Annotated in this window: 18 protein-coding genes; 8 read left to right on the top strand and 10 right to left on the bottom strand. The window is 63.7% G+C overall.

What is annotated here, in order from left to right:
- Window position 1: 1 nt before the first annotated feature.
- The 5 genes from ntrB to ybaK form a co-directional block, all read right to left on the bottom strand.
- Entirely contained in the window at window positions 2-730 is a 729-nt protein-coding gene (ntrB, locus tag HHL21_RS08550; protein WP_370659694.1) for a nitrate ABC transporter permease, read from the bottom strand.
- 180 nt (window positions 731-910) lie between these two features.
- Window positions 911-2,149 carry a CmpA/NrtA family ABC transporter substrate-binding protein gene (locus tag HHL21_RS08545; protein ID WP_169465153.1) on the bottom strand — a complete coding sequence of 413 codons (1,239 nt, stop codon included), beginning with the start codon at window positions 2,147-2,149 and terminating at the stop codon, window positions 911-913.
- Between the two features lie 223 nt (window positions 2,150-2,372).
- On the bottom strand, window positions 2,373-3,020 hold the full coding sequence (locus HHL21_RS08540) for a DsbA family oxidoreductase (protein ID WP_169464834.1): 648 nt from the start codon (window positions 3,018-3,020) through the stop codon (window positions 2,373-2,375).
- A gap of 73 nt (window positions 3,021-3,093) precedes the next feature.
- Window positions 3,094-3,726, bottom strand: coding sequence for a glycerol-3-phosphate 1-O-acyltransferase PlsY (gene plsY, locus HHL21_RS08535; RefSeq protein ID WP_169464833.1), 633 nt, complete (start codon window positions 3,724-3,726; stop codon window positions 3,094-3,096).
- A 59-nt stretch (window positions 3,727-3,785) separates the two neighbouring features.
- A complete protein-coding gene (ybaK, locus tag HHL21_RS08530; protein WP_169464832.1) occupies window positions 3,786-4,271 on the bottom strand; it encodes a Cys-tRNA(Pro) deacylase in 486 nt (161 codons plus the stop codon).
- 36 nt (window positions 4,272-4,307) lie between these two features.
- On the opposite strand from ybaK, the gene HHL21_RS08525 reads away from it, so the two are divergent.
- Window positions 4,308-5,282 carry an endonuclease/exonuclease/phosphatase family protein gene (locus HHL21_RS08525; RefSeq protein ID WP_169464831.1) on the top strand — a complete coding sequence of 325 codons (975 nt, stop codon included), beginning with the start codon at window positions 4,308-4,310 and terminating at the stop codon, window positions 5,280-5,282.
- On the opposite strand, the gene HHL21_RS08520 is transcribed toward HHL21_RS08525, so the two are convergent.
- Complete coding sequence (locus HHL21_RS08520) at window positions 5,263-7,245, bottom strand: putative bifunctional diguanylate cyclase/phosphodiesterase (protein WP_169464830.1); 1,983 nt, start codon at window positions 7,243-7,245, stop codon at window positions 5,263-5,265. The genes HHL21_RS08525 and HHL21_RS08520 overlap by 20 nt on opposite strands.
- Window positions 7,246-7,567: 322 nt before the next feature.
- Here HHL21_RS08520 and HHL21_RS08515 point away from each other — a divergent pair, with 322 nt between their 5' ends.
- Window positions 7,568-8,797 carry an efflux RND transporter periplasmic adaptor subunit gene (locus tag HHL21_RS08515; protein ID WP_169464829.1) on the top strand — a complete coding sequence of 410 codons (1,230 nt, stop codon included), beginning with the start codon at window positions 7,568-7,570 and terminating at the stop codon, window positions 8,795-8,797.
- A 3-nt stretch (window positions 8,798-8,800) separates the two neighbouring features.
- Window positions 8,801-11,914, top strand: a complete 3,114-nt coding sequence (locus tag HHL21_RS08510; protein ID WP_169464828.1) for an efflux RND transporter permease subunit — start codon at window positions 8,801-8,803, stop codon at window positions 11,912-11,914.
- 44 nt (window positions 11,915-11,958) lie between these two features.
- Here the strand turns inward: HHL21_RS08510 and HHL21_RS08505 are convergent, their stop codons facing one another.
- The 4 genes from HHL21_RS08505 to HHL21_RS08490 form a co-directional block, all read right to left on the bottom strand.
- Entirely contained in the window at window positions 11,959-12,129 is a 171-nt protein-coding gene (locus tag HHL21_RS08505; protein WP_169464827.1) for a hypothetical protein, read from the bottom strand.
- A gap of 79 nt (window positions 12,130-12,208) precedes the next feature.
- Window positions 12,209-13,114 (bottom strand): site-specific tyrosine recombinase XerD, encoded by a 906-nt coding sequence (gene xerD, locus HHL21_RS08500; protein WP_169464826.1) that lies wholly within the window; start codon window positions 13,112-13,114, stop codon window positions 12,209-12,211.
- Complete coding sequence (locus HHL21_RS08495) at window positions 13,087-13,611, bottom strand: methylated-DNA--[protein]-cysteine S-methyltransferase (protein ID WP_169464825.1); 525 nt, start codon at window positions 13,609-13,611, stop codon at window positions 13,087-13,089. Before HHL21_RS08495 ends, xerD begins: the two co-directional genes overlap by 28 nt.
- 301 nt (window positions 13,612-13,912) lie before the next feature.
- Complete coding sequence (locus tag HHL21_RS08490) at window positions 13,913-14,896, bottom strand: TRAP transporter substrate-binding protein (protein ID WP_169464824.1); 984 nt, start codon at window positions 14,894-14,896, stop codon at window positions 13,913-13,915.
- Window positions 14,897-15,019: 123 nt separating this feature from the next.
- On the opposite strand from HHL21_RS08490, the gene HHL21_RS08485 reads away from it, so the two are divergent.
- The 5 genes from HHL21_RS08485 to HHL21_RS08465 all read left to right on the top strand — a co-directional run bounded on the left by HHL21_RS08485 (window position 15,020) and on the right by HHL21_RS08465 (window position 19,369).
- Window positions 15,020-16,987: a two-component system sensor histidine kinase NtrB gene (locus tag HHL21_RS08485; protein ID WP_169464823.1), complete on the top strand. Its 1,968-nt coding sequence runs from the start codon at window positions 15,020-15,022 to the stop codon at window positions 16,985-16,987.
- Window positions 16,988-17,026: 39 nt separating this feature from the next.
- Window positions 17,027-17,611 carry a response regulator transcription factor gene (locus HHL21_RS08480; protein ID WP_169464822.1) on the top strand — a complete coding sequence of 195 codons (585 nt, stop codon included), beginning with the start codon at window positions 17,027-17,029 and terminating at the stop codon, window positions 17,609-17,611.
- Window positions 17,612-17,680: 69 nt separating this feature from the next.
- Complete coding sequence (locus tag HHL21_RS08475; RefSeq protein WP_229496229.1) at window positions 17,681-18,253, top strand: YdcF family protein; 573 nt, start codon at window positions 17,681-17,683, stop codon at window positions 18,251-18,253.
- A 217-nt stretch (window positions 18,254-18,470) separates the two neighbouring features.
- On the top strand, window positions 18,471-18,893 hold the full coding sequence (locus HHL21_RS08470) for a DUF2061 domain-containing protein (protein ID WP_169464820.1): 423 nt from the start codon (window positions 18,471-18,473) through the stop codon (window positions 18,891-18,893).
- A gap of 101 nt (window positions 18,894-18,994) precedes the next feature.
- Window positions 18,995-19,369 (top strand): DUF3052 family protein, encoded by a 375-nt coding sequence (locus HHL21_RS08465; protein WP_169464819.1) that lies wholly within the window; start codon window positions 18,995-18,997, stop codon window positions 19,367-19,369.
- Window positions 19,370-19,371 lie beyond the last annotated feature (2 nt).

Here is a 19,371-nt window from a genome sequence, read left to right as displayed (position 1 = left end):
CTCAGCTCCCCGTTTCTTCATAGGTGAACGACCTTGCGATCGCGACCAGGATTTGTTCCAGCACCAGCCCGACCACGCCGATGACGACGATCGCGATAATGATGTGCGGTACGTTCAGGTTGTTCCATTCGTCCCACACCCAGAAGCCGATGCCGACGCCGCCAGTCAGCATTTCAGCGGCGACGATGACCAGCCATGCGGTGCCGATCGCCAGGCGCACGCCGGTCAGCATGTAAGGCAGCACCGATGGCAGCAGGATTTTGGTGAAGATCTTCCACTCCGACAGGTTGAGCACCCGCGCCACGTTCATGTAGTCCTGCGGCACGCGCTGCACGCCGACGGCGGTGTTGACGATCATCGGCCAGATCGAGCAGATGAAGATCGACCAGATCGCGGCCGGATCGGCGGACTTGAATACCAGCAGGCCGATTGGCAGCCACGCCAGCGGCGACACCGGCTTGAGCAGGCTGATGATGGGATTGAACATGCCGCCCATGAACCTGAAGCGGCCGATCATGAAGCCAAGCGGAATGCCGACCGCCGCGGCCAGGCCGAAGCCCAGTGCGACACGCTTCAGCGAGGCAAGGATGTTCCAGCCGATCCCCTGGTCGTTCGGACCATTCCGGTAGAACGGGTCTGAGAATAACTTGACCGCTTCATCCAGCGTGGCGGCAGGTGTCGGAAAGGCCGTATTGTTGGAGGCGAGTATCTGCCACATCATCACCAGCATGGCCAGGCCGACCGCAGGCGGCACAAGCGCCGACAGCACGCCAGCCGACCGCGACTTGCCGCCGGCGATCTTGTAGCCCTGGCGGACCAGGCGCTCGCTGCGCAAAGGTTTGACGGGGGCCGCGGCGGGTACGGGTCGCATAACCGGTTCCAGGACTGCACTCATGGTTCTCTCCTTGCGTCAGGCTTTGATCTTGAAAGAGCTGGCATAGGCTGCCGGATTCTTGCCGTCCCAGACGGTGCCGTCGATCATCTTGACGGTGCGCAACGGCGATTTCGGCACGCTCACCTTGGCCATCGACGCGGCTTCCTTGTAGATGCCGACCTGGTTGACGCTGCTGGCGACGGCCAGGTAATCCGGCTCGGCCTTGAGCAGGCCCCAGCGCTTGTGCTGGGTCATGAACCACATTCCGTCCGACAGGTAGGGGAAGTTCACGCTGCCGTCGTTGAAGAACTTCATGTGGTTCGGGTCGTCCCAGGTTTTGCCGAGGCCGTTCTGGTAGCGCCCGAGGATGCGCTGGTTGATCACGTCGACCGAGGTGTTGACGTACGACTTGTCGGCGATGGTCGACGCCATCTTTGTCTTGTTCGACAGCGAGGCGTCGATCCATCTGCTGGCGTCGAGGATCGCGGCAACCAGCGCGCGCGCCGTGTTGGGATGCTTCTTGACCCACTCCAGCGTGGTGCCGAGCGTCTTTTCCGGGTGGTCTTTCCAGATGTCCTGGGTGGTCGCGGCGGTGATGCCGACGCCATCGACAATGGCGCGGTGGTTCCATGGCTCGCCCACGCAGAAGCCATCCATGTTCCCGACCCGCATGTTGGCGACCATTTGCGGCGGCGGCACCGTGATGGCGCGCGCATCCTTCATCGGATTGATGCCGTAGGTGGCCAGCCAGTAATACAGCCACATCGCGTGGGTGCCGGTCGGGAAGGTTTGCGCGAACGTGTATTCGCGCTTGTCTGTCTGCATCAGCTTGGCGAGCGCCGGGCCGTCAACGCCGCCCTTGTCTGCGACTTTCTTCGACAAGGTGATGGCCTGGCCGTTGTGGTTCAGGTTCATCAGCACTGCCATGTCCTTTTTGGCGCCGCCTGCGCCCGTCTGTACGCCGTAGATCAGGCCGTACAACACGTGGGCCGCGTCCAGCTCGCCGTTGACGAGCTTGTCGCGCACGCTGGCCCAGGACGACTCCTTGCTCGGAATGATCTTGATGCCGTACTTCTTGTCGAAGCCAAAAACCGACGCCATCACGATGGAAGCGCAATCGGTCAGCGGGATGAAGCCGACCTTGACCTCGTCCAGTTCGGGCTTGTCGGAGCCGGCAGCCCAGGCGCCGCCGGTGGCGAGGCCGGTCAAGGAAGCGGCGGCGCCCGCCTTGATGATGCCGCGGCGGATCAGGTTGGTTTTGCTATCGGTCGTCATCATTCCCTCGTTGGCAGTGGCGTGGTTGTTACCACTACCTGAGCAAGGGGCGTGCCAGCGGCAAGCACCGGGAGATGAGGAGGGAAAGGGGAGAATCTGCTCATTTTTGTGGCACCGCTTTTGTGCGGTGCACCAAAAGAGGTGGCCAAAGTGCGCGGGGCCTAACCGGACCGCCATCTTCAACGTCGGGCGGAATAGGCCTGCGGTCTTTTCCGCCCTGCGATCACGATTGCGCTGCGATCGTCCGCAAGGCCTGCTCGAAAACTTCCGGAGGCTGCCCGCCTGAGATCAGGTGGCGTTCATTGATGATGACTGCGGGCACCGAGTTGATACCGGCACGCTGGTAGTAGCGCTCGCGCTCGCGCACTTCAGCACTGTAGGTGTCGGAAGCAAGTACGCTCGCCGCTTCCGCACTGTCGAGGCCCACCTCCCCCGCCACCCGCACCAGCACGCCGTGGTCGCCCGGATTTTCACCCTTGGTGAAGTAAGCCTCGAACAGCGCCATCTTCAGCGCGTGCCCGCGCCCCTGCGTATCAGCCCAATGCAGCAAGCGATGTGCGTCGAAGGTGTTATAGATGCGGCTGCGCGCTTCCATGTTGAAGTCGAAGCCCAGCTCGGCCGCTCGGGAACGGATCATCTCGCGGGTCTTGGCGCCCTGCTCTTCGGTCGCGCCATATTTTTCAGCGAGGTGCTCGCCGATGTCCTGCCCGCCCGGCGCCATCGCCGGGTTCAGCTCGAAGGGCTGGAAATGAATCTCGGCGCCGACCGCATCTTTCGCGCGGTCCAGCGCCTGTTCGAGTGACTTGAGCCCGATCACGCACCATGGGCACGAGATGTCGGACACGAAATCGATTCTGATCTGCTTGCTCACACTGCACCGCCTTTCGTGGAATTACTTCCATTCTGGCATAAGGGCAATCGACCGTGCGCGCATTACCTCGTTATTACTTCTTCTTTGCCGAGGCCTTCGCAGCGCCAGACTTGCTGCCGATGCGGCTTTCCTTGCCAGCCAGCAGATTCGAAATGTTCTTGCTGTGACGATACAGCAGCAACGCGCTCATGACGGCCACGGCGAACAGGATTTCATCGGCGCCAAACAGCAAGCCGTAGTAGAAGGGCGCGAACACCGCGGCGATCAGCGCCGCCAGCGACGAGTAGCGGAAGGCATATGCCACGATCAGCCAGGTCGCCAGCGTCGCCAGGCCCAGCCAAACGTTGATCCCCACCAGCACACCCAGCGCGGTTGCGACACCTTTACCGCCGACGAAGCGGAAGAACACCGGCCACAGGTGACCGATGAAGACGGCCAGCGCCACCAGTGCGATGCCGGTGTCGTCGATGCCGAAGCGGTCAGCCAGGCGCAGCGCCAGCCAGACTGCGAACCAGCCCTTGGCCGCGTCGCCGATGAGGGTCGCGATGGCCGCTTTCTTGTTGCCGCTCCTGAGCACGTTGGTGGCGCCCGGGTTTCCCGAGCCATAGGTGCGCGGGTCGGACAGGCCGAGGACGCGGCTCACCACGACGGCAAACGAAATGGAGCCGATCAGGTAGGCGGCGATAACAAACAAAACTGTATTCATGGTGTCTCTCGTTTTATAGTCCCGGCTTCAAGGCCGGGCGTGATTATATACAGTCGTTCTTACAAGGCACACTGGACCGGTTTTGCTCCCAGCAGCGCAACCACCACCCGGGGATCGATGCCGACCAGATAGCCGCGCCTGCCGCCATTGATATAGATCTTTTCCAGCGCCAGGATGCTCTCCTCGACATACACCGGCAGCGCCTTCCTGGTGCCGAACGGCGAGGTGCCGCCGACCATGTAGCCGGTATGGCGCTGCGCGACCTCGGGCTTGCACGGTTCGACCGACTTGCAATGAATCGCGCGCGCCAGGTTCTTGGTCGAGACCTTGCAGTCGCCGTGCATCAGCACGATCAGCGGGCGCGCCGTTTCGTCCTGCATCACCAGCGTCTTGACCACGTCATGTTCGGGCACGCCGAGTTCGCGCGACGACACCGCGGTGCCGCCATGCTCCTCATATTCATACGGGTGCTCGGTGAACGCAACCTGCTGCTTGCGCAGGAACTGGGTCGCCTGTGTTTCTGAAATATGCTCTTTGCGGGCCATGCGTGTTACGCTAAAGGTTCATTGAGGAGTCTTATTATGCAGCAAGAGATTCGCTTTGCCACCTTCAATGTTTTCAATCTCGCCCCGCCTGGTGCGCGTTTGTATGACAACCTGCTGCCCTCGACGCCCGAGGAGTACGAGGCCAAAATCGCCTGGACCGCGCGCCAGATCGACCTGCTGGATGCCGACGTCATCGGCTTCCAGGAGATCTTCTCGCAAGGCGCGCTGCGCGAGGCGCTGGCGCGTACCCGCAAGTACCGCGATGCGCACCACATCGGCTTCGATCCCGATCCGGCCGCGCCGCGCCTGACCCCGAGCGTCGCGATGGTATCGCGCCTGCCGCTGGCCGGCCCCGCCACCCCGCACCTGCTGTTCCCGCCCGGGGTCGCCCTGCCCGCCGGCAGCCGCGACGCCGACCGCTTCACGCGTGCGGTCATCCACGTCCCGGTCGCCGTGTCGCCGGACTGCATCGTGGATGTCGTCGTGGTCCATCTCAAGTCGCGCCGGCCGGACTACCGCAACGGCGACACCGGCGAGGACGCCCAGGTGTATGCCATGGCCTGCCTGCGCTCGCTGGTGCGGCGCGGCACCGAGGCGGTCGGCCTGCGCGTCATGCTGAGTAACCTGGCGAAAGCCAACAAGCGCCCGCGCATCGTGCTCGGCGACTTCAACGATGTGACCGATTCGGTCACCACCGGGATTGTGCAGGGCATCGGCGGCCCGCTGGGCGACCGCATGTTCGACGCCTACGACCTGCAGCGCAGCCAGGACCGCATGCGCCATGTCGGTTTCAGCTGCATGCATGAAGGCCACTACAGCACCATCGACCACATCCTGCTGTCGGAAGACTTCAACGGCGCGCTGCCCAATGCGATCGGCGAAGTGCTCGAAGTGAACTACCTGAACGACCACCTGGTGCTGGCCTTGCCCGAAGCCTCCGACCATGGCCAGGTGCTGGCGCGGATTCGCCTGTTCGACGAGACCCACGGGCTTATCGATGCTGGCGTGTGAGGTCCGGATCGGTTGAGGCCGCGCCGGCGTAGTAGCCCTGGTAGTCGTCGCATCCATGCTCGCGCAAAAAGCGCAGCTGTTCCGCGCTCTCGACTCCTTCGGCGATCACGCGCAGCTTCAGCCCGCGCGCCACCGCGATGATGGCCGGGATGATGCCGCCATCGTGCGGGTCGCGCAGGATCTCGCCGACCAGGGTCCCGTCGATCTTCAGTTTCGACAGCGGCACCCGGCGCAGGAATGACAGGTTGGAGCAGCCGGTGCCGAAATCGTCGATGGTCAGCTGCACGCCGCGCTGGCCCAGCGCGATGACGGCGTCCATCGTGGCGTCGTCGGCGCTCATGATGACGTCTTCGGTGATCTCGAGGTCGAGGTAGCGCGCGTCGAGCCCGGTGCGCGCCAGCGACTCGTCGACACAGGCCACCAGGTTGTCGTGGAAGAACTGGGCGCTCGACAGGTTGACCGCGACGAATACCGGGCGGCCCGCGTCGCGCCAGCGCCTGGCCTGTTCGCAGGCCTTTTGCAGCACCCATTCGCCGATCGGCACGATCAGCCCGCTGCCTTCGGCGACCGGCAGGAACTCGCCGGGGCCGAGCAGCCCGCGGTCGGGGTGGCGCCAGCGCAGCAGCGCTTCCGCGCCGACCACCAGTCCCGTTTGGACGCTGACTTCGGGCTGGTATTCAATGACGAACTCATTGTTGGCGAGCGCCTGGCGCAGGTTGTTCTCCATCTGCACGCGCTGCACCACGTGGGCGTTCATTTCCGGGCTGAAGAAACGGAACGCGTTGCGTCCGTCCTGCTTGGCGTGGTACATGGCCACGTCGGCGTGCTGCATCAGCGTGTCGATGTCGCCGCCATCGCCCGGATAGATGCTGATGCCGATCGATACGCTGACGTTCAGCTCGTGCCCGGCCACGGTAAGCGGCTGGACAATCGAATGCATCACGGTCTGGGCCACGTGGGCGGCCTGGTCGACGCCGCCGATGTCGGCCAGGATGACCACGAACTCGTCGCCGCCGTGGCGGCTGACCGTGTCGACGCCGCGCACGCAGCGCATCAGCCGCGCCGCCATCTCCTTGAGCACGTGGTCGCCGGCCTGGTGGCCGAAGCCGTCGTTGATGGCCTTGAAGCGGTTGAGGTCAATGAACATGACCGCCACCCTGGTGTGCTGGCGCCGCGCCGCGGCCAGCGCCTGCCGCAGCCGGTCCAGCAGCAGCACCCGGTTGGGCAGGTCGGTCAGGAAGTCATGCTCGGCAAGGTGGCGGTTCTGCTCCTCCACCCGCTTGCGGTCGGTAATGTCGGACAGGATCGCCATATAGTCCGCCAGCGCGTCATCGCCGCTGCGGATCGCCGTCAGCGCCACCCAGCAGGGGAATTCCTGGCCATCGCTGCGGCGGCTCCAGATTTCACCTTCCCAATGGCCGTGCTTCGACACATACTCCCATATTTCTTCGTAGAACTCCTCGTCGTGCACCCCGGAACGCAGGCTTGGCGCCTCGCGCCCCACCACGGCCCCGGGTTCGTAGCCCAACAGGTCGGAAAACGCCTGGTTGACGGAAATGACCTTGTAAGTGCGGTCCAGCACCACGATGGCGTCGCGGCAGTTCTCGAACACTTGCGCGGCCATCGCCAGGTTGCGCTCGGAAGCCTTGCGCCGGGTGATATCCCGGATCGTGGCGTAGGCCATCTGCGCATGGTCGAGCAGCAGCGGCGTCAGCTGCACTTCGCCCCAGAATCCGCTGCCGTCGGGAAGCTTGCAGTGCCACTCGTAATGGCCGGCAACGCCGGCCAGCGCCGGTGGTGCGACGTCGGGCAAGCTGCGTCCGACCAGCTGTTCCTTCACCCTGCAATGGAACAGCTGCAGCGCTGCCGGATTGGCATCCACGACGACATTGTTTTCCAGCAGTACCATCGCTTCGCCAGTGAGCGCGAACCGCTGAAACGATGCCTTCAGGCTGACAGTCACGGTGCATCCTTTATTGAGCGGTGAGCGCGCTCGACGCGCAGGTCGAAGGCCATTTTGGGCCACGGTAATCGCCATCCGCTTGCGCACACGCAAAGGGTCCGCCCTTGCACTTTCCAGTTCCCATTAAAGCGGCGGGCGCCAGCGTTTCGTCCCGCCTTTTTGCATTTCAGCGGACCGAAACCGCTTCCTGTCGCATTTCGTTGGCGCGACGGGGCCGGCTTTCCTAGAGTGTCAACATGCGCGTGGAGCTCCATCCTGGTTTCCATGACGGAGCACATGCGCGACCCGCTGCCGTTCAACCGAACATACAAGAAGAACGAACATGAAACTCGAAAACCTGCCTCCGGCCGCCCCCTCGATTAAAACTGTCAGCCGGAAGCGCTGGCGCGCACCTGCGATCGCCATTGCCGCGCTCGCCATTGGCGGCGCCGGCTGGTATGCGATGCAGCCGCCCAAGCCGGCCGCCGCGCCGCCTGCGGCCAAGGCCGAGGGAAACGGCGAGCCGAAAGTGGACGTCTACGAGCTGTCGCCGCGCGACGTGGCCAGCATCGCCCAGGGCGAGCTGCGCATCAACCTGCCGCTGTCAGGCTCGCTGACGCCGCTGGCGCAGGCGACCGTCAAGTCCAAGGTGTCGGGCGTGGTGACCGGCGCCACCATCGAGGAAGGAACCAGCGTGGCCAAGGGCCAGGTGCTGGCGCGGCTCGACCAGGCCGACCAGCGCGCCCGCGTCGCGCAGCAGCAGGCGATGCTGGACGAAGCCAGCGCACGCCTCGACCTCGCGGCCAAGAACAGCACCAACAGCCAGGCGCTGCTCAAGCAGAGCTTCATCTCGCAGAACTCCTACGATTCGACCTCCAACGCGGTGGCGCTGGCGCGCGCCAGCGTCAAGGCGGCCCAGGCCCAGCTTGACCTCGCCCGCAACGCGCTCAACGACACCGTGATCGTCGCCCCGATGTCCGGCGTGATCAGCAAGCGCCATGTGCAGCCGGGCGAGAAGCTTTCGCCCGACATGCCGGTGTTCTCGATCGTCGACCTGCGCCAGCTGACCCTGGAAGCGCAGGTGCCCGCGTCCGACATCCCGCGCGTCAAGGTTGGCCAGGACGTCGCCTTCAAGGTCGACGGCTACGAAGGCCGCAGCTTCATCGGCAAGGTCGCGCGCATCAACCCGACCACCGAGGCAGGGTCGCGCTCGATGATGGTGTATATCAGCGTGGCCAACGCGGACGCCGCCCTGCGCGGCGGCATGTTCGCCAAGGGCAGCCTGACCACCACCAAGTCGGCGCCTTCGCCGCTGCTGCCGCTGGCGGCGCTGCGCAAGGAGAACAACCGCGACGTCGTCTACGTCGTTGAAAGCGGCACGGTCGTGTCGAAGCCTGTCACGCTGGGCCTGCGCAATGAAGACGACGGCATGGCCGAAGTCACAGGAGGCCTGTCAGCCGGCGCCCGCGTGCTGGTGGCGAAGCTCGATGGCGTCAAGCCGGGCAGCAAAGTGAAGGTCGACGCCCCCGCCGCCAAGGCCGCGCTGGTCGCCGCTGCCGGCGCGAAGGGCTAAGCCATGTGGATCACTAAAACCAGTATCAGGAATCCTGTCTTCGCCACCATGGTGATGGTGGCGCTGGTCGTGCTCGGCCTGTTCTCGTACCGCAGCCTCGGCGTCGAAGCGATGCCGAACGTGGCGCTGCCGTTCGCGTGGGTCGAAGTGGCCTATCCGGGCGCGTCGCCCGAGCAGGTCGAGAACGACATCACGCGCCAGCTCGAAGACACCATCAACACCGTCAGCGGCGTCAAGACCATCCGCAGCAATTCATGGGAAGGCCGCGCCGGCGTCTCGATCGAGTTCAACCTGTCCACCAACATGGACAAGGCGATGATCGACATGCGCGACAAGATCGGCCGCGTGCGCCCCGCCTTCCCGAAGGAGGCCAAGGAGCCGTTCATCGTGCGTGCCGAAGGCGACAACGAGCAGGCGGTCGTCGAGCTCAGCCTGATGTCGGACACCCGCAGCGTGCGCGACCTGTCGACCCTGACCGAGCAGGTCATCACCAAGCGCCTGCAGGGCGTGGCCGGCGTCGGCCAGGTACGCGTCAACGGCCGGACCAACCGCCAGGTGCTGGTCAACCTCAAGCCGGATGCGCTGGCGGCGCAGAACGTCGGCGTCGACGAGGTGCTGCGCGCGATCCAGGCCACCAACACCAACCTGCCGGCCGGTAACATCAGCTACGGCGCGGCCGAGCGGCTGGTGCGGGTCGAAGGCAAGATCAAGGATGCGCGCGGCTTCAACAAGATCATCGTGGCGCGCCGCGCCAGCGGCCCGGTCTACCTCGAACAGGTGGCCGGGGTGGTCGACGGCGAGCAGGAAGAGATGTCGATCTCGCGCATCAACGGCGTACGCGCCATCACGCTCGAAGTGACCAAGATCCAGGATGCCAACGTGGTCGAAGTCGGCACCGGCATCAAGCTCGCGGTCGAGAAGATGCAGAAGACCCTGCCGGCCGATATCAAGCTGGGCATCCTCGAAGACCAGTCGCAGCGGGTCCAGAGCCAGCTCGATAACGTCAAGCGCACCATCATGGAAGGCGCGATCCTGACGATGCTGATCGTGTTCCTGTTCCTGCACTCGTGGCGCAGCACCGTCATCACCGGCCTGACCCTGCCGATCTCGGTGATGGCCAGTTTCATCGCGATGAAATACTTCGGCTTCACGCTCAACTTCCTGACGCTGATGGCGCTGTCGCTGTGCATCGGGCTGCTGATCGACGACGCCATCGTGGTGCGCGAAAACATCGTGCGCCACCACGACATGGGCAAAAACCATGTCGACGCCGCCAACGACGGCACCAACGAGATCGGCCTGGCCGTGATGGCCACGACGTTCGCGATTGTCGCCGTATTCGTGCCGGTCGCCTTCATGGACGGCATCATCGGCCGCTTCTTCCTCCAGTTCGGCATTACCGTCGCGGTGGCGGTGCTGGTGTCGCTGTTCGTCTCGTTCACGCTCGACCCGATGCTGTCGTCGGTCTGGCGCGACCCGGTCAAGAACCGCTTCAGGTATGTGCCGTGGCTTGGCCACCTGATGGAGAAAGTCGAACAAGGCATCACCCGCGTGCACGTCTGGTACGGCCGCGTGCTGGAGCTGGCGCTGCGCTGGCGCAAAGCGACGCTGGCCCTGGCGCTGGCCCTGTTCATCGGCAGCCTGGCCCTGATGCCGATGGTCGGCGGCGAGATGTTCCCGGAAACCGACAACGGCTACATCCAGCTGCGCTTCAAGACCCCGGTCGGCTCCAGCCTCGACTACACCAACGCCAAGGTCCAGCAGGTCGAAACCGCACTGGGCGAGTTCAAGGAAATCGACAAGGTGATCACCACCGTCGGCACCTGGGACGGCCGCAACACCGCCCAGGTCAACCTGAAACTGACCGACGTGAAGAAAACCGAACGGCGCTCGCAGAAGGAACTCGAGCAGCTGATCCGCGCCCGCCTGCAGCCGATTGCCGGCATCACGATGTCGGTCGGCCAGAAGCCGATCTTCATCGCGATCCTGGGCCAGGACGAAGCCAAGCTCGATGCGGCGGCCCAGCGCCTGATGGACAAGATGCGCAAGATTAAAGGCGTGGTCGATATCGAATACAGCCAGGAAGGCGCGAACCCGGCCACCATCATCAAGATCAACAACGAGCTGGCCAGCGACCTTGGCCTGTCGACCCAGCAGATCGGTGCGGCGCTGCGTCCGTTCGTCGCGGGCGACCAGATCAGCCGCTGGCTCGCGCCGGACGGCCAGAACTACGACGTCAACGTGCAGCTGCCGAAATCGGGCCGCCAGAAGGTCTCCGACCTGGCCGACCTGTCGCTCGCATCGAGCAAGAAGGACGCGGACGGCAACCCGATCATGGTGCCGCTGCGCCAGGTGGTGGAGTTCGTTCCTTCGACCAGCCCGCAGGTTCTCAAGCGCCAGGCGCTGGAGCGCCGGGTGGCGGTGTACGCCGCGATTGAAGGCCGCCCTAACGGCGACGTCAACAGCGAAGTGAAGAAGGCGATGGACGGCATCGAGCTGCCGGAAGGGGTGCGCTTCGACGTCGGCGGCGAAGCCGAGCAGATGGCCGAGACGCTGGGCGGCGCAGCCAAGGCGCTTGGCATCGCGATCATCTTCATCTACCTGGTGCTGGCCTCGCAGTTCGGCAGCTTCCTGCAGCCGATCGCGATCATGTCGTCGCTGCCGCTGTCGATGATCGGCGTGCTGATTGCGCTGCTGGTCACGGGCAGCACGCTGAACATCTTCTCGGTGATCGGTATCGTGATGCTGATGGGGCTGGTGACGAAGAACGCGATTTTGCTGGTCGACTTCACCAACCACGGCCAGCGCAACGGCAAGAGCCAGCATGACGCGATCCTCGACGCAGGCCAGGTGCGGCTGCGCCCGATCCTGATGACCACGCTGGCGATGATTTTCGGGATGCTGCCGATGGCGATCGGCATGGGCGACGGCGGCGAATCGCAAGCGCCGATGGGGCGTGCGGTGATTGGCGGGGTGATTACGTCGACGCTGTTGACCCTGGTGGTGGTGCCGGTGGCGTACACCTACCTGGATAACCTCGGCAAGAAAGCGGCGCGCTGGTTCAAGGGTGCGCCGGATCGCGCGGCGGAAGAAACCGCTCTCGCTGAAGCTGCATGATCCGCAACGCCGTTGCCGCCATTGGCGGGAACGGCGTAAATCTGTTAAGCCTGGCCCTGCTCTTCCTGCGTTTCCTCGGGCGCGTCGCCTTCCTCGGCGACCTCAGGCTCCCCCCTGAGCTTTGCTTCTGCTTTTTTCCGGGCCTTTTCTTCGGCCTTTTTCTTCTTCTCTAACTCTCGCTGCCGTTTCTCATACGAGAAATTGGTCTTAGCCATGCGTCACCTCTCAGGTTAATGGGATAGAAAACCTGCCCCCCGTTACCATTATGACGCAGTTATGCGAAAGGCATTTGAATTAACCACGTGGATGATGCTGTGCGTGAAGGTGTTTCAGGCGTTCCCGTGCGACATGGGTATAGATTTGCGTTGTGGAAATATCCGAGTGGCCAAGCAGCAGCTGCACCACGCGCAGGTCGGCGCCGTGATTGAGCAGGTGGGTGGCGAAGGCGTGGCGCAAGGTGTGCGGCGACAGCGGCGCCGTGATGCCGGCCCGGGCCGCATGTTTCTTGATCAGTATCCAGAACATCTGGCGCGTCATCGGCCCGCCGCGCGCGGTCACGAACAGCGCGTCGTCGACCTGGCCGTCGAGGATCACGCCGCGCGCCTCGCTGACATAGCGCTCGACCCAGCGGCGCGCTTCCTGCCCGAACGGCACCAGCCGCGTCTTGCTGCCCTTGCCGGTGACACGCAGCACGCCGTCGTTCAGGCTCAGTTCGACCATCCTGAGCGCCACCAGTTCCGACACCCGCAGCCCGCTGGCGTACATCAGCTCCAGCATGGTGCGCTCGCGCAGTCCGAGCGGCGTGTTGACATCGGGCGCGGCCAGCAAGGCTTCCACTTGCGCTTCGCTGAGCGTGTGGACGAAGCGGCTCGGCTGCTTCGCCGAGGCCATGTGCAGGCAGGGATCGCTGCTCACCTGCTTGTTGCGCAGCGCCAGCTGGTAAAAACGTTTGAGCACGGACAAGCGCCGGTTGGCAGAACTGGGCTTCGACTCGGCGTGGCGGTCGGCGAAGTAGGCGGCGAGGTCGTGCGGCTCGACTGTGTACAGCGAGTCGTTGCCCGGACGCTTCACTTCAAGCCAGCGCGCGAACAGGCGCATGTCGCGCCGGTAAGCATCGAGCGAATTCTTCGCCAGCCCCTGTTCCAGCCAGAGGTTGTCGCAGAACTCGTCGATCAGGGCCAGATTGCTTGCTGTTGCCATGGAGAATCAGTAACGCCTTCGTGGCGGAGCAGCCAGCGCTTGACGCTCAGGTGGAAGCCGTTTTCGTCGTCGTGGTTGGAGAAGCCGCCCAGGCCGCCAGCCGCGGTGACGCGGTGGCAAGGGATAATCAGCGGGAACCAGTTGGCGCCGCAGGCCTGGCCGACTGCGCGCGGGGCCGAACCGATGTGCTTGGCAATGTACCCGTAGGTGCGCACCGTGCCGCGCGGAATCTGAGAGATGGCGCCCCATACCTTTTGCTGGAACACGCTGCCGGCCGCGATCAGGGGCAGGCTGAACTGGTAATCGGGATCGGCCAGGTAGCGCTGCACCTGCGCGGTGGCCTGGTCGGCCAGCGCGTCGGTCGCGTCCTTCTCGTGGAAGTGCGGCGGCAAGTAGACCAGTTCGCGGATCACGCCCGCGTCGGTGCGGATGCCGATCGCGCCAAACGGAGCGGCAACGATGGCGCTGAAGATTTCACTGCCTTGCTGTGGTTTCATGCCCGCAGTTTACCGCAGCGCCAGGGCACAGGCGAAAAAAAACGCACCCCGCAGGGTGCGTTTCAAATTTGGTCACGTTTCCGGCTGTCGGTCATGCCAACGGCATTCTGTAAAACGCGCGTCTCCTCGATATATCTCCGGTATGAACTACCGTGCTTTTATCTACTACTCCCCAAACCGAATCCTTGTGTGCCGTGCAATCCACTGACGGGCAACGTCGGAGGCAATCATAGCCTATCTGGATTTTCAGGTTGTGGCTTTTTGTACACTTTCGGAAACTTTATTTTAGACGTAAACGAAGCTATTTCGCCGCCTTTGTGATGGCCTCGATCAGCTCTTTACCGATCCGGTTTTCCATTTGCTTATGCACCGGCAACAGCGCCTTGCGCCACGCGGCTTGTTCCTGCGGGGTCAGGCTATAGACGACCGTCGTTCCCGCGCGCCGGATCGCTTCCATCGCCAGGTCGTTATCGCGCTGCGAGATCTGCTTTTCATAGACGGTCGCTTCGCGCATCGCCAGCTCCAGCGAGCGCCGCACGTCGGCCGGCAGCCCCTCCCAGAACTTCTTGTTCACGATGACCGCATAGCCAAGGTAGCCGTGGTTCGACAGCGTCACGTGCTTCTGCACCTCGTGCATCTTCTGGGTGAACATGTTGGACGGCGGGTTCTCGGTGCCGTCCGCCACGCCGATTTTCAAAGCCTGATACACCTCGGAGAACGCCAGCACCTGCGGGTAGGCGCCCAGCGCGCGCATCTGCGCATCGAGCACCTTGGACGACTGGATGCGCATCTTCAGGCCGCGGAAATCGGCCGGCACGCGCAGCGGCTTATTGGCCGACATGACCTTGAAGCCATTGTCCCAGTAAGCCAGCCCGGTGATCCCTTTCGGTTCGAGCTTCTTGAGCAGCGACTTGCCGATCGGCCCCTCGGTCACCCGGTACAGCGCCGCCTTGGACGGGAAGAGGTACGGCAGGTCGAACGCTTCGAACTCCTTGACGCCGAGCGGGCCGAATTTGGCCAGCGACGGCGCCAGCATCTGCACCGCGCCAAGCTGCAGCGCCTCGAGTTCTTCCTTGTCCTTGTACAGCTGGCTTTCCGGGTACACCTCGACCTTCACGCGGCCCTTGCTGTATTTTGCCGCCAGCGCCTGGAAGCGTTCGGCGGCCTGCCCTTTCGGCGTATCGGGCGCGACGACGTGGCTGAACTTGATGACGATAGGCGCCTGGGCCCAGGCGCCAAAGCTGGCCACCGTGGCCAGCACCGCCAGAATGGCTTTAAGCTGCATCTTGTCTCCTCGAGGATGTGAAATCCGCTATTTTTAACCTGGGTCTGCCGCCCTTCCCCCATTCTGCACTGCTATTATGAAAAACCACAATAGCCCGCAACCTGACGCCCCCATACATCCGGCATGAATACACCGCATACCCGTCCCCGCCCGATCCAGCTCGCCGGTCCGCTGCGCTGGATACTACCGGTCACGCTGGTGCTGCTGTTCCTCGCCGTCCTGCTGTGGCTTCCGTTGCAGGCGCGCCAGATGGAGAGCAACGAGCGGCAGGAGCAGCTGATTGCCGACACGCTGTGGGTCGAACAGGCGGTCCGTTTCGAACTTGACCGGAATGCCGAGAGCGCGGAAAACCTGGCCGTGGAAATCGCGGCCGGCAGCATCGAGCCGGCGGCGGTCCAGGCGCGCATCGACCAGATGCGCAAAGTGGCGCGCGAACTGACACGGATCGTCTGGCTGGACGACGCCGGCCAGGTGCGCGCATCGTCTGGCACGCCAAGCGCCACCACCGAAGACTCGCGCGAGGCGGCCCTGCTGGCGCGCCAGACCGGCAACGGCCGTTACAGCCGGCCCGCAAGTATCGGCGGGCGCGGCGCCCAGATGGATTACCACTTGCCCCTGATGCGCGACGGCTTCAACGCCGGCAGCCTGGTGGTCAGCTACGACCTCGACGCGCTGCTCGACGAGACGGTGCCGTGGTGGTTCGCCCAGGACAACGCGGTCGCGCTGCTCGACGCCGACGACAAGGTGGTGGCGCGGCGCGAGTCGGCCGGTCCTGGCCGCGGCGTGTACACCCACAACCGCCCGCTCGACCTGAACGGCGCCGAACTGCTGCTGGCCACGAACAGCGTCAAGGCGGCCCCGCGCCTGCTGCCCAACCTTCTGGTCGGCTCGGTGGTCGTGCTGGCGCTTGGCCTGCTGGCCAGCCTTGCGGCGCTGTGGCGCGACGTGACGCGCAGGATGGCCGCCGAAGGCGCGCTGCGCCAGCAGATGGCGTTCCGCACCGCGATGGAGAACTCGATGATCACAGGCCTGCGCGCGCGCGACCTGGAAGGCCGCATCACCTACGTGAATCCGGCGTTCTGCCGCATGGTTGGCCTGCCCGAAGAGGAGCTGATCGGGCGTGCACCGCCGATGCAGTACTGGGCGCCTGAAGCGATGGGCGAGTACCAGCAGCGCCTTGCAGAAGTAATGTCGGGGCACGTGACGCCGCAGTTCGAAACGGTGTTCCAGCGTTCTGACGGGCAGCGCATTCCAGTGCTGATTTTCGAAGCGCCGCTGATCGGCACCGACGGCCAGCACACCGGCTGGATGGGATCGATCCTCGACATCTCGGAGCGCAAGCACGCCGAAGAACTGAATCGCCAGCAGCAGGAAAAGCTGCAGGCCAGCTCGCGCCTGGCAACCATGGGCGAGATCTCGTCGATGCTGGCGCACGAGCTTAACCAGCCGCTGGCGGCGATTTCCAGCTACACCTCGGGCGCGCTGAACATGCTCTCCGGCGAAGGCGGCAAGCCGGTCGACGCCGACACGCTGCGCCCCGCGCTGGAACAGGCCGGCCTGCAGGCGCAGCGCGCCGGGCAGATCATCCGCAGCGTGCACCAATTCGTCAAGAAGCGCGATCCGGACCGGCAGCTGATCGAGATACCCTCCGTGATCGACGGCGTGCGCGGCCTGATGGAACTGCAGGCGCGCCGGTTCTACGTGGCGATCCAGGTGCAGGCAGAGGCATCGCTGCCGCCGGTGCGCGCGGACCGCATGATGCTCGAGCAGGTGCTGCTGAACCTCACCCGCAACGGCGTCGAGGCGATGCAGGACATCGCGCCTGAACTGCGCATCCTGCGCATCGAAGCTCATGCTGCAAACGGGCGGGTCGAAGTATCGGTGATCGACAATGGCCACGGCATCGACGACGACGTCGATGCGTGCCTGTTCTCGCCGTTCTTCTCGACCAAGGCCGAAGGCATGGGCATGGGACTGTCAATCTGCCGCAGCGCGATCGAATTCCATGGCGGGACGCTGAACCACCGCCCCAACCCGGGCGGCGGCACGGTATTTACGTTCTCGTTGCCGGCCGAGCCGGGCGTGGCCTAAGATGCTGCCAGTGGCACACTAAACTATACGGAGACCTCCATGCTGCACATCGTCGACGACGAAGACGTGATCCGCGACTCGCTCGCCTGGCTTGCCCGCTCGCGCGGCATCGAGGCATGCGGCTATGCGACGGCGCAGGCCTTTCTCGACAACGCGGGCGCGCGCTTTGCGCCGGAAGGCGACTGCGTGCTGCTCGATGTGCGCATGCCCGACATGAACGGCGTGGCGGTGTTCGACCAGCTTGGGGCGCGCGGACTGACGGCGCGCATGCCGGTGATTTTCCTGACCGGGCACGGCGACGTGCCGATGGCGGTCGACAGCCTGAAGCGCGGCGCCTTCGATTTCGTCGAGAAACCGTTCAACGACAACCAGCTGATGGACCGCGTGCAGGAGGCGCTGGGAGCGTCGCGCAACGCGGGCGCGGCGGCGCAGGTACAGGCGCGGCTGGCGGCGCTGTCGGCACGCGAACGCGAAGTGCTGGAAAAAATTCTCGCTGGAAAAATGAACAAAGTCGTCGCTGACGAGCTCGGCATCAGCATGCGCACTGTCGAAGTGCACCGGGCAAATATCTTCGAGAAGATGCAGGTCAAGACAGCGGTAGAGCTGGCGGGCTTGCTCAAGTAGTACCGACAAACCCTGTCTTTCCCACCTCACACTATGTCACTAGATACGCTGCGCCTGATCTCGGAATACATGATGCCGGACGTCGTGCCGGCGCCATCGGATATTGGATTTATGTTTGGCACCCGGCATGGCGTCGACGAATTCTGTTCGACCGCCTATTCGCTGTGGCAAGCGCGAATGTTCGGCAAACTGCTGATCTCCGGCGGAACAACGCCTGGCGAACAAAGGTCGGAGGCGGAAGTCATCGCTGAACGGCTGATAGCGATGGGCATGCCCGCCTCCAGCCTGATACTCGAGACAGTTGCGACCAATACTGGCGAAAACGTGATCCTCGGGCGCAAGAGAATCGCCGAGGTCATGGACCTGGCGTCGATAAAGACAGTCCTGGTCATCGGCAAGGTGTGCTCGACCCGGCGTTACTTAATGACGATGAAACGGCACTGGCCCGAGGTGAAGGTATACGCTTCCCCGGTCAACTACTTTGGGATGCCAACGGCGCGCTGGAACGAGCATGACGACTTTCGCGCCCGCGTCGTCGGTGAATTCTCCAAAATTCCAGACTATGTACAACGCGGCTTCCTGACTGAAGTAGAGGGTTACCCGGCCTACCCGGATGTCTGCTTGAAAACAACCGGACTCTGAAGGTGCTGACCCCGCCATGAACGAGCTGCGCGGCTTCGAAGCCGCCTCGATCGATTCGGGGCATCAGTCGGTGAAGAGCGCCGATGACGCGCCTGCGTTCACCTGCTTTTTCCTGTAGGAATAGTCCAGCGCTATCACATCAAGAGAATGATTCAACTGGTCGAGGCAAATGCGAACGATTATCATCTTCCTTAACAACGGTTGAGGAAGGTTCATCATGGTCACAGCAGCGAAAACGTTAAGCCAGGTCGTCACGCACATGAGCATTGCTTTTGGCGTCACCTGGGCAATGACCGGCTCGGCGGCGCTCGGTGGCGTTGCGGCGCTGCTCGAACCGCTAGTCAACGTCGCCCTGCTCCCGCTGCACGAGCGCGCCTGGAAGCGCCTGCGCGGCAGCATCGCCAGGCTCAAAAGCAATGCCATGCTCGCCCGGCTCGCGGAAAAGCTGAGCCAGACCGCCCTGCACACCGGCGTCGCATTCGGCGTGATGTATGCCGCATCCGGCTCGCTCGCACTGGGCGGCCTGGCCGCACTGCTCGAGCCCGTCATCAACGTCCTTGTGCTGCCCTACCACGACCATGCATGGGAGCGGGTGCGCGCACGCAAAGGCGGCCCATCCAACCTGCTGCAGCCAGCGTGAGAACGCCCCGAATCGTGCGCTGCCGGTTTGCTGATACCATCGTTGAAGCGGACTCGGGACCATGTGTCCGCGATACATGACAACCAGAAATGGCTATTCAGATGAGTGAAAAAACTATTGCGGACAAGATGTATTTAAAGAACGCCAAGTCGCTGGCGATCCTTAACGGCGCCGCCCATCCAAGGGTCGTCGAGCAGCTGCCGCAGTCCCTCGTTGTGGAAGGCGACGCCCCGGCCGACGTCGTGCTGCTGTTCGCACTTAACCGTGAGCAGCTGGAGAAATTCCTGCCCGATGCGCTCGCCCGCCTCGGCGAAAAAGGTTCGCTGTGGATTGCCTATCTGAAGCAGACGGCGTCGAAAGCCACCGACATCAACCGCGACAGCATTAACGCGTACGCCGGCGAAAACGGCGTCACCGGTGTCGCGATGATTTCGATGGACAGCGACTGGTCCGCCCTGCGCCTGAAGCGCATCTGACC

The organism is Massilia polaris, from assembly GCF_012927275.1.
Lineage (GTDB): Bacteria > Pseudomonadota > Gammaproteobacteria > Burkholderiales > Burkholderiaceae_D > Telluria_A > Telluria_A polaris.
This window is presented reverse-complemented; position numbering and strand designations above follow the sequence as displayed.

What these genes read in the sequence shown, in the direction of transcription:
- ntrB (WP_370659694.1), bottom strand. Translation starts at nt 730, where the DNA reads ATGCTGGTGATGATGTGGCAGATACTCGCCTCCAACAATACGGCCTTT.
- HHL21_RS08545 (WP_169465153.1), bottom strand. Translation starts at nt 2,149, where the DNA reads ATGACGACCGATAGCAAAACCAACCTGATCCGCCGCGGCATCATCAAG.
- plsY (WP_169464833.1), bottom strand. Translation starts at nt 3,726, where the DNA reads ATGAATACAGTTTTGTTTGTTATCGCCGCCTACCTGATCGGCTCCATT.
- ybaK (WP_169464832.1), bottom strand. Translation starts at nt 4,271, where the DNA reads ATGGCCCGCAAAGAGCATATTTCAGAAACACAGGCGACCCAGTTCCTG.
- HHL21_RS08525 (WP_169464831.1), top strand. Translation starts at nt 4,308, where the DNA reads ATGCAGCAAGAGATTCGCTTTGCCACCTTCAATGTTTTCAATCTCGCC.
- HHL21_RS08515 (WP_169464829.1), top strand. Translation starts at nt 7,568, where the DNA reads ATGAAACTCGAAAACCTGCCTCCGGCCGCCCCCTCGATTAAAACTGTC.
- HHL21_RS08510 (WP_169464828.1), top strand. Translation starts at nt 8,801, where the DNA reads ATGTGGATCACTAAAACCAGTATCAGGAATCCTGTCTTCGCCACCATG.
- HHL21_RS08505 (WP_169464827.1), bottom strand. Translation starts at nt 12,129, where the DNA reads ATGGCTAAGACCAATTTCTCGTATGAGAAACGGCAGCGAGAGTTAGAG.
- xerD (WP_169464826.1), bottom strand. Translation starts at nt 13,114, where the DNA reads ATGGCAACAGCAAGCAATCTGGCCCTGATCGACGAGTTCTGCGACAAC.
- HHL21_RS08495 (WP_169464825.1), bottom strand. Translation starts at nt 13,611, where the DNA reads ATGAAACCACAGCAAGGCAGTGAAATCTTCAGCGCCATCGTTGCCGCT.
- HHL21_RS08490 (WP_169464824.1), bottom strand. Translation starts at nt 14,896, where the DNA reads ATGCAGCTTAAAGCCATTCTGGCGGTGCTGGCCACGGTGGCCAGCTTT.
- HHL21_RS08485 (WP_169464823.1), top strand. Translation starts at nt 15,020, where the DNA reads ATGAATACACCGCATACCCGTCCCCGCCCGATCCAGCTCGCCGGTCCG.
- HHL21_RS08480 (WP_169464822.1), top strand. Translation starts at nt 17,027, where the DNA reads ATGCTGCACATCGTCGACGACGAAGACGTGATCCGCGACTCGCTCGCC.
- HHL21_RS08475 (WP_229496229.1), top strand. Translation starts at nt 17,681, where the DNA reads ATGATGCCGGACGTCGTGCCGGCGCCATCGGATATTGGATTTATGTTT.
- HHL21_RS08470 (WP_169464820.1), top strand. Translation starts at nt 18,471, where the DNA reads ATGGTCACAGCAGCGAAAACGTTAAGCCAGGTCGTCACGCACATGAGC.
- HHL21_RS08465 (WP_169464819.1), top strand. Translation starts at nt 18,995, where the DNA reads ATGAGTGAAAAAACTATTGCGGACAAGATGTATTTAAAGAACGCCAAG.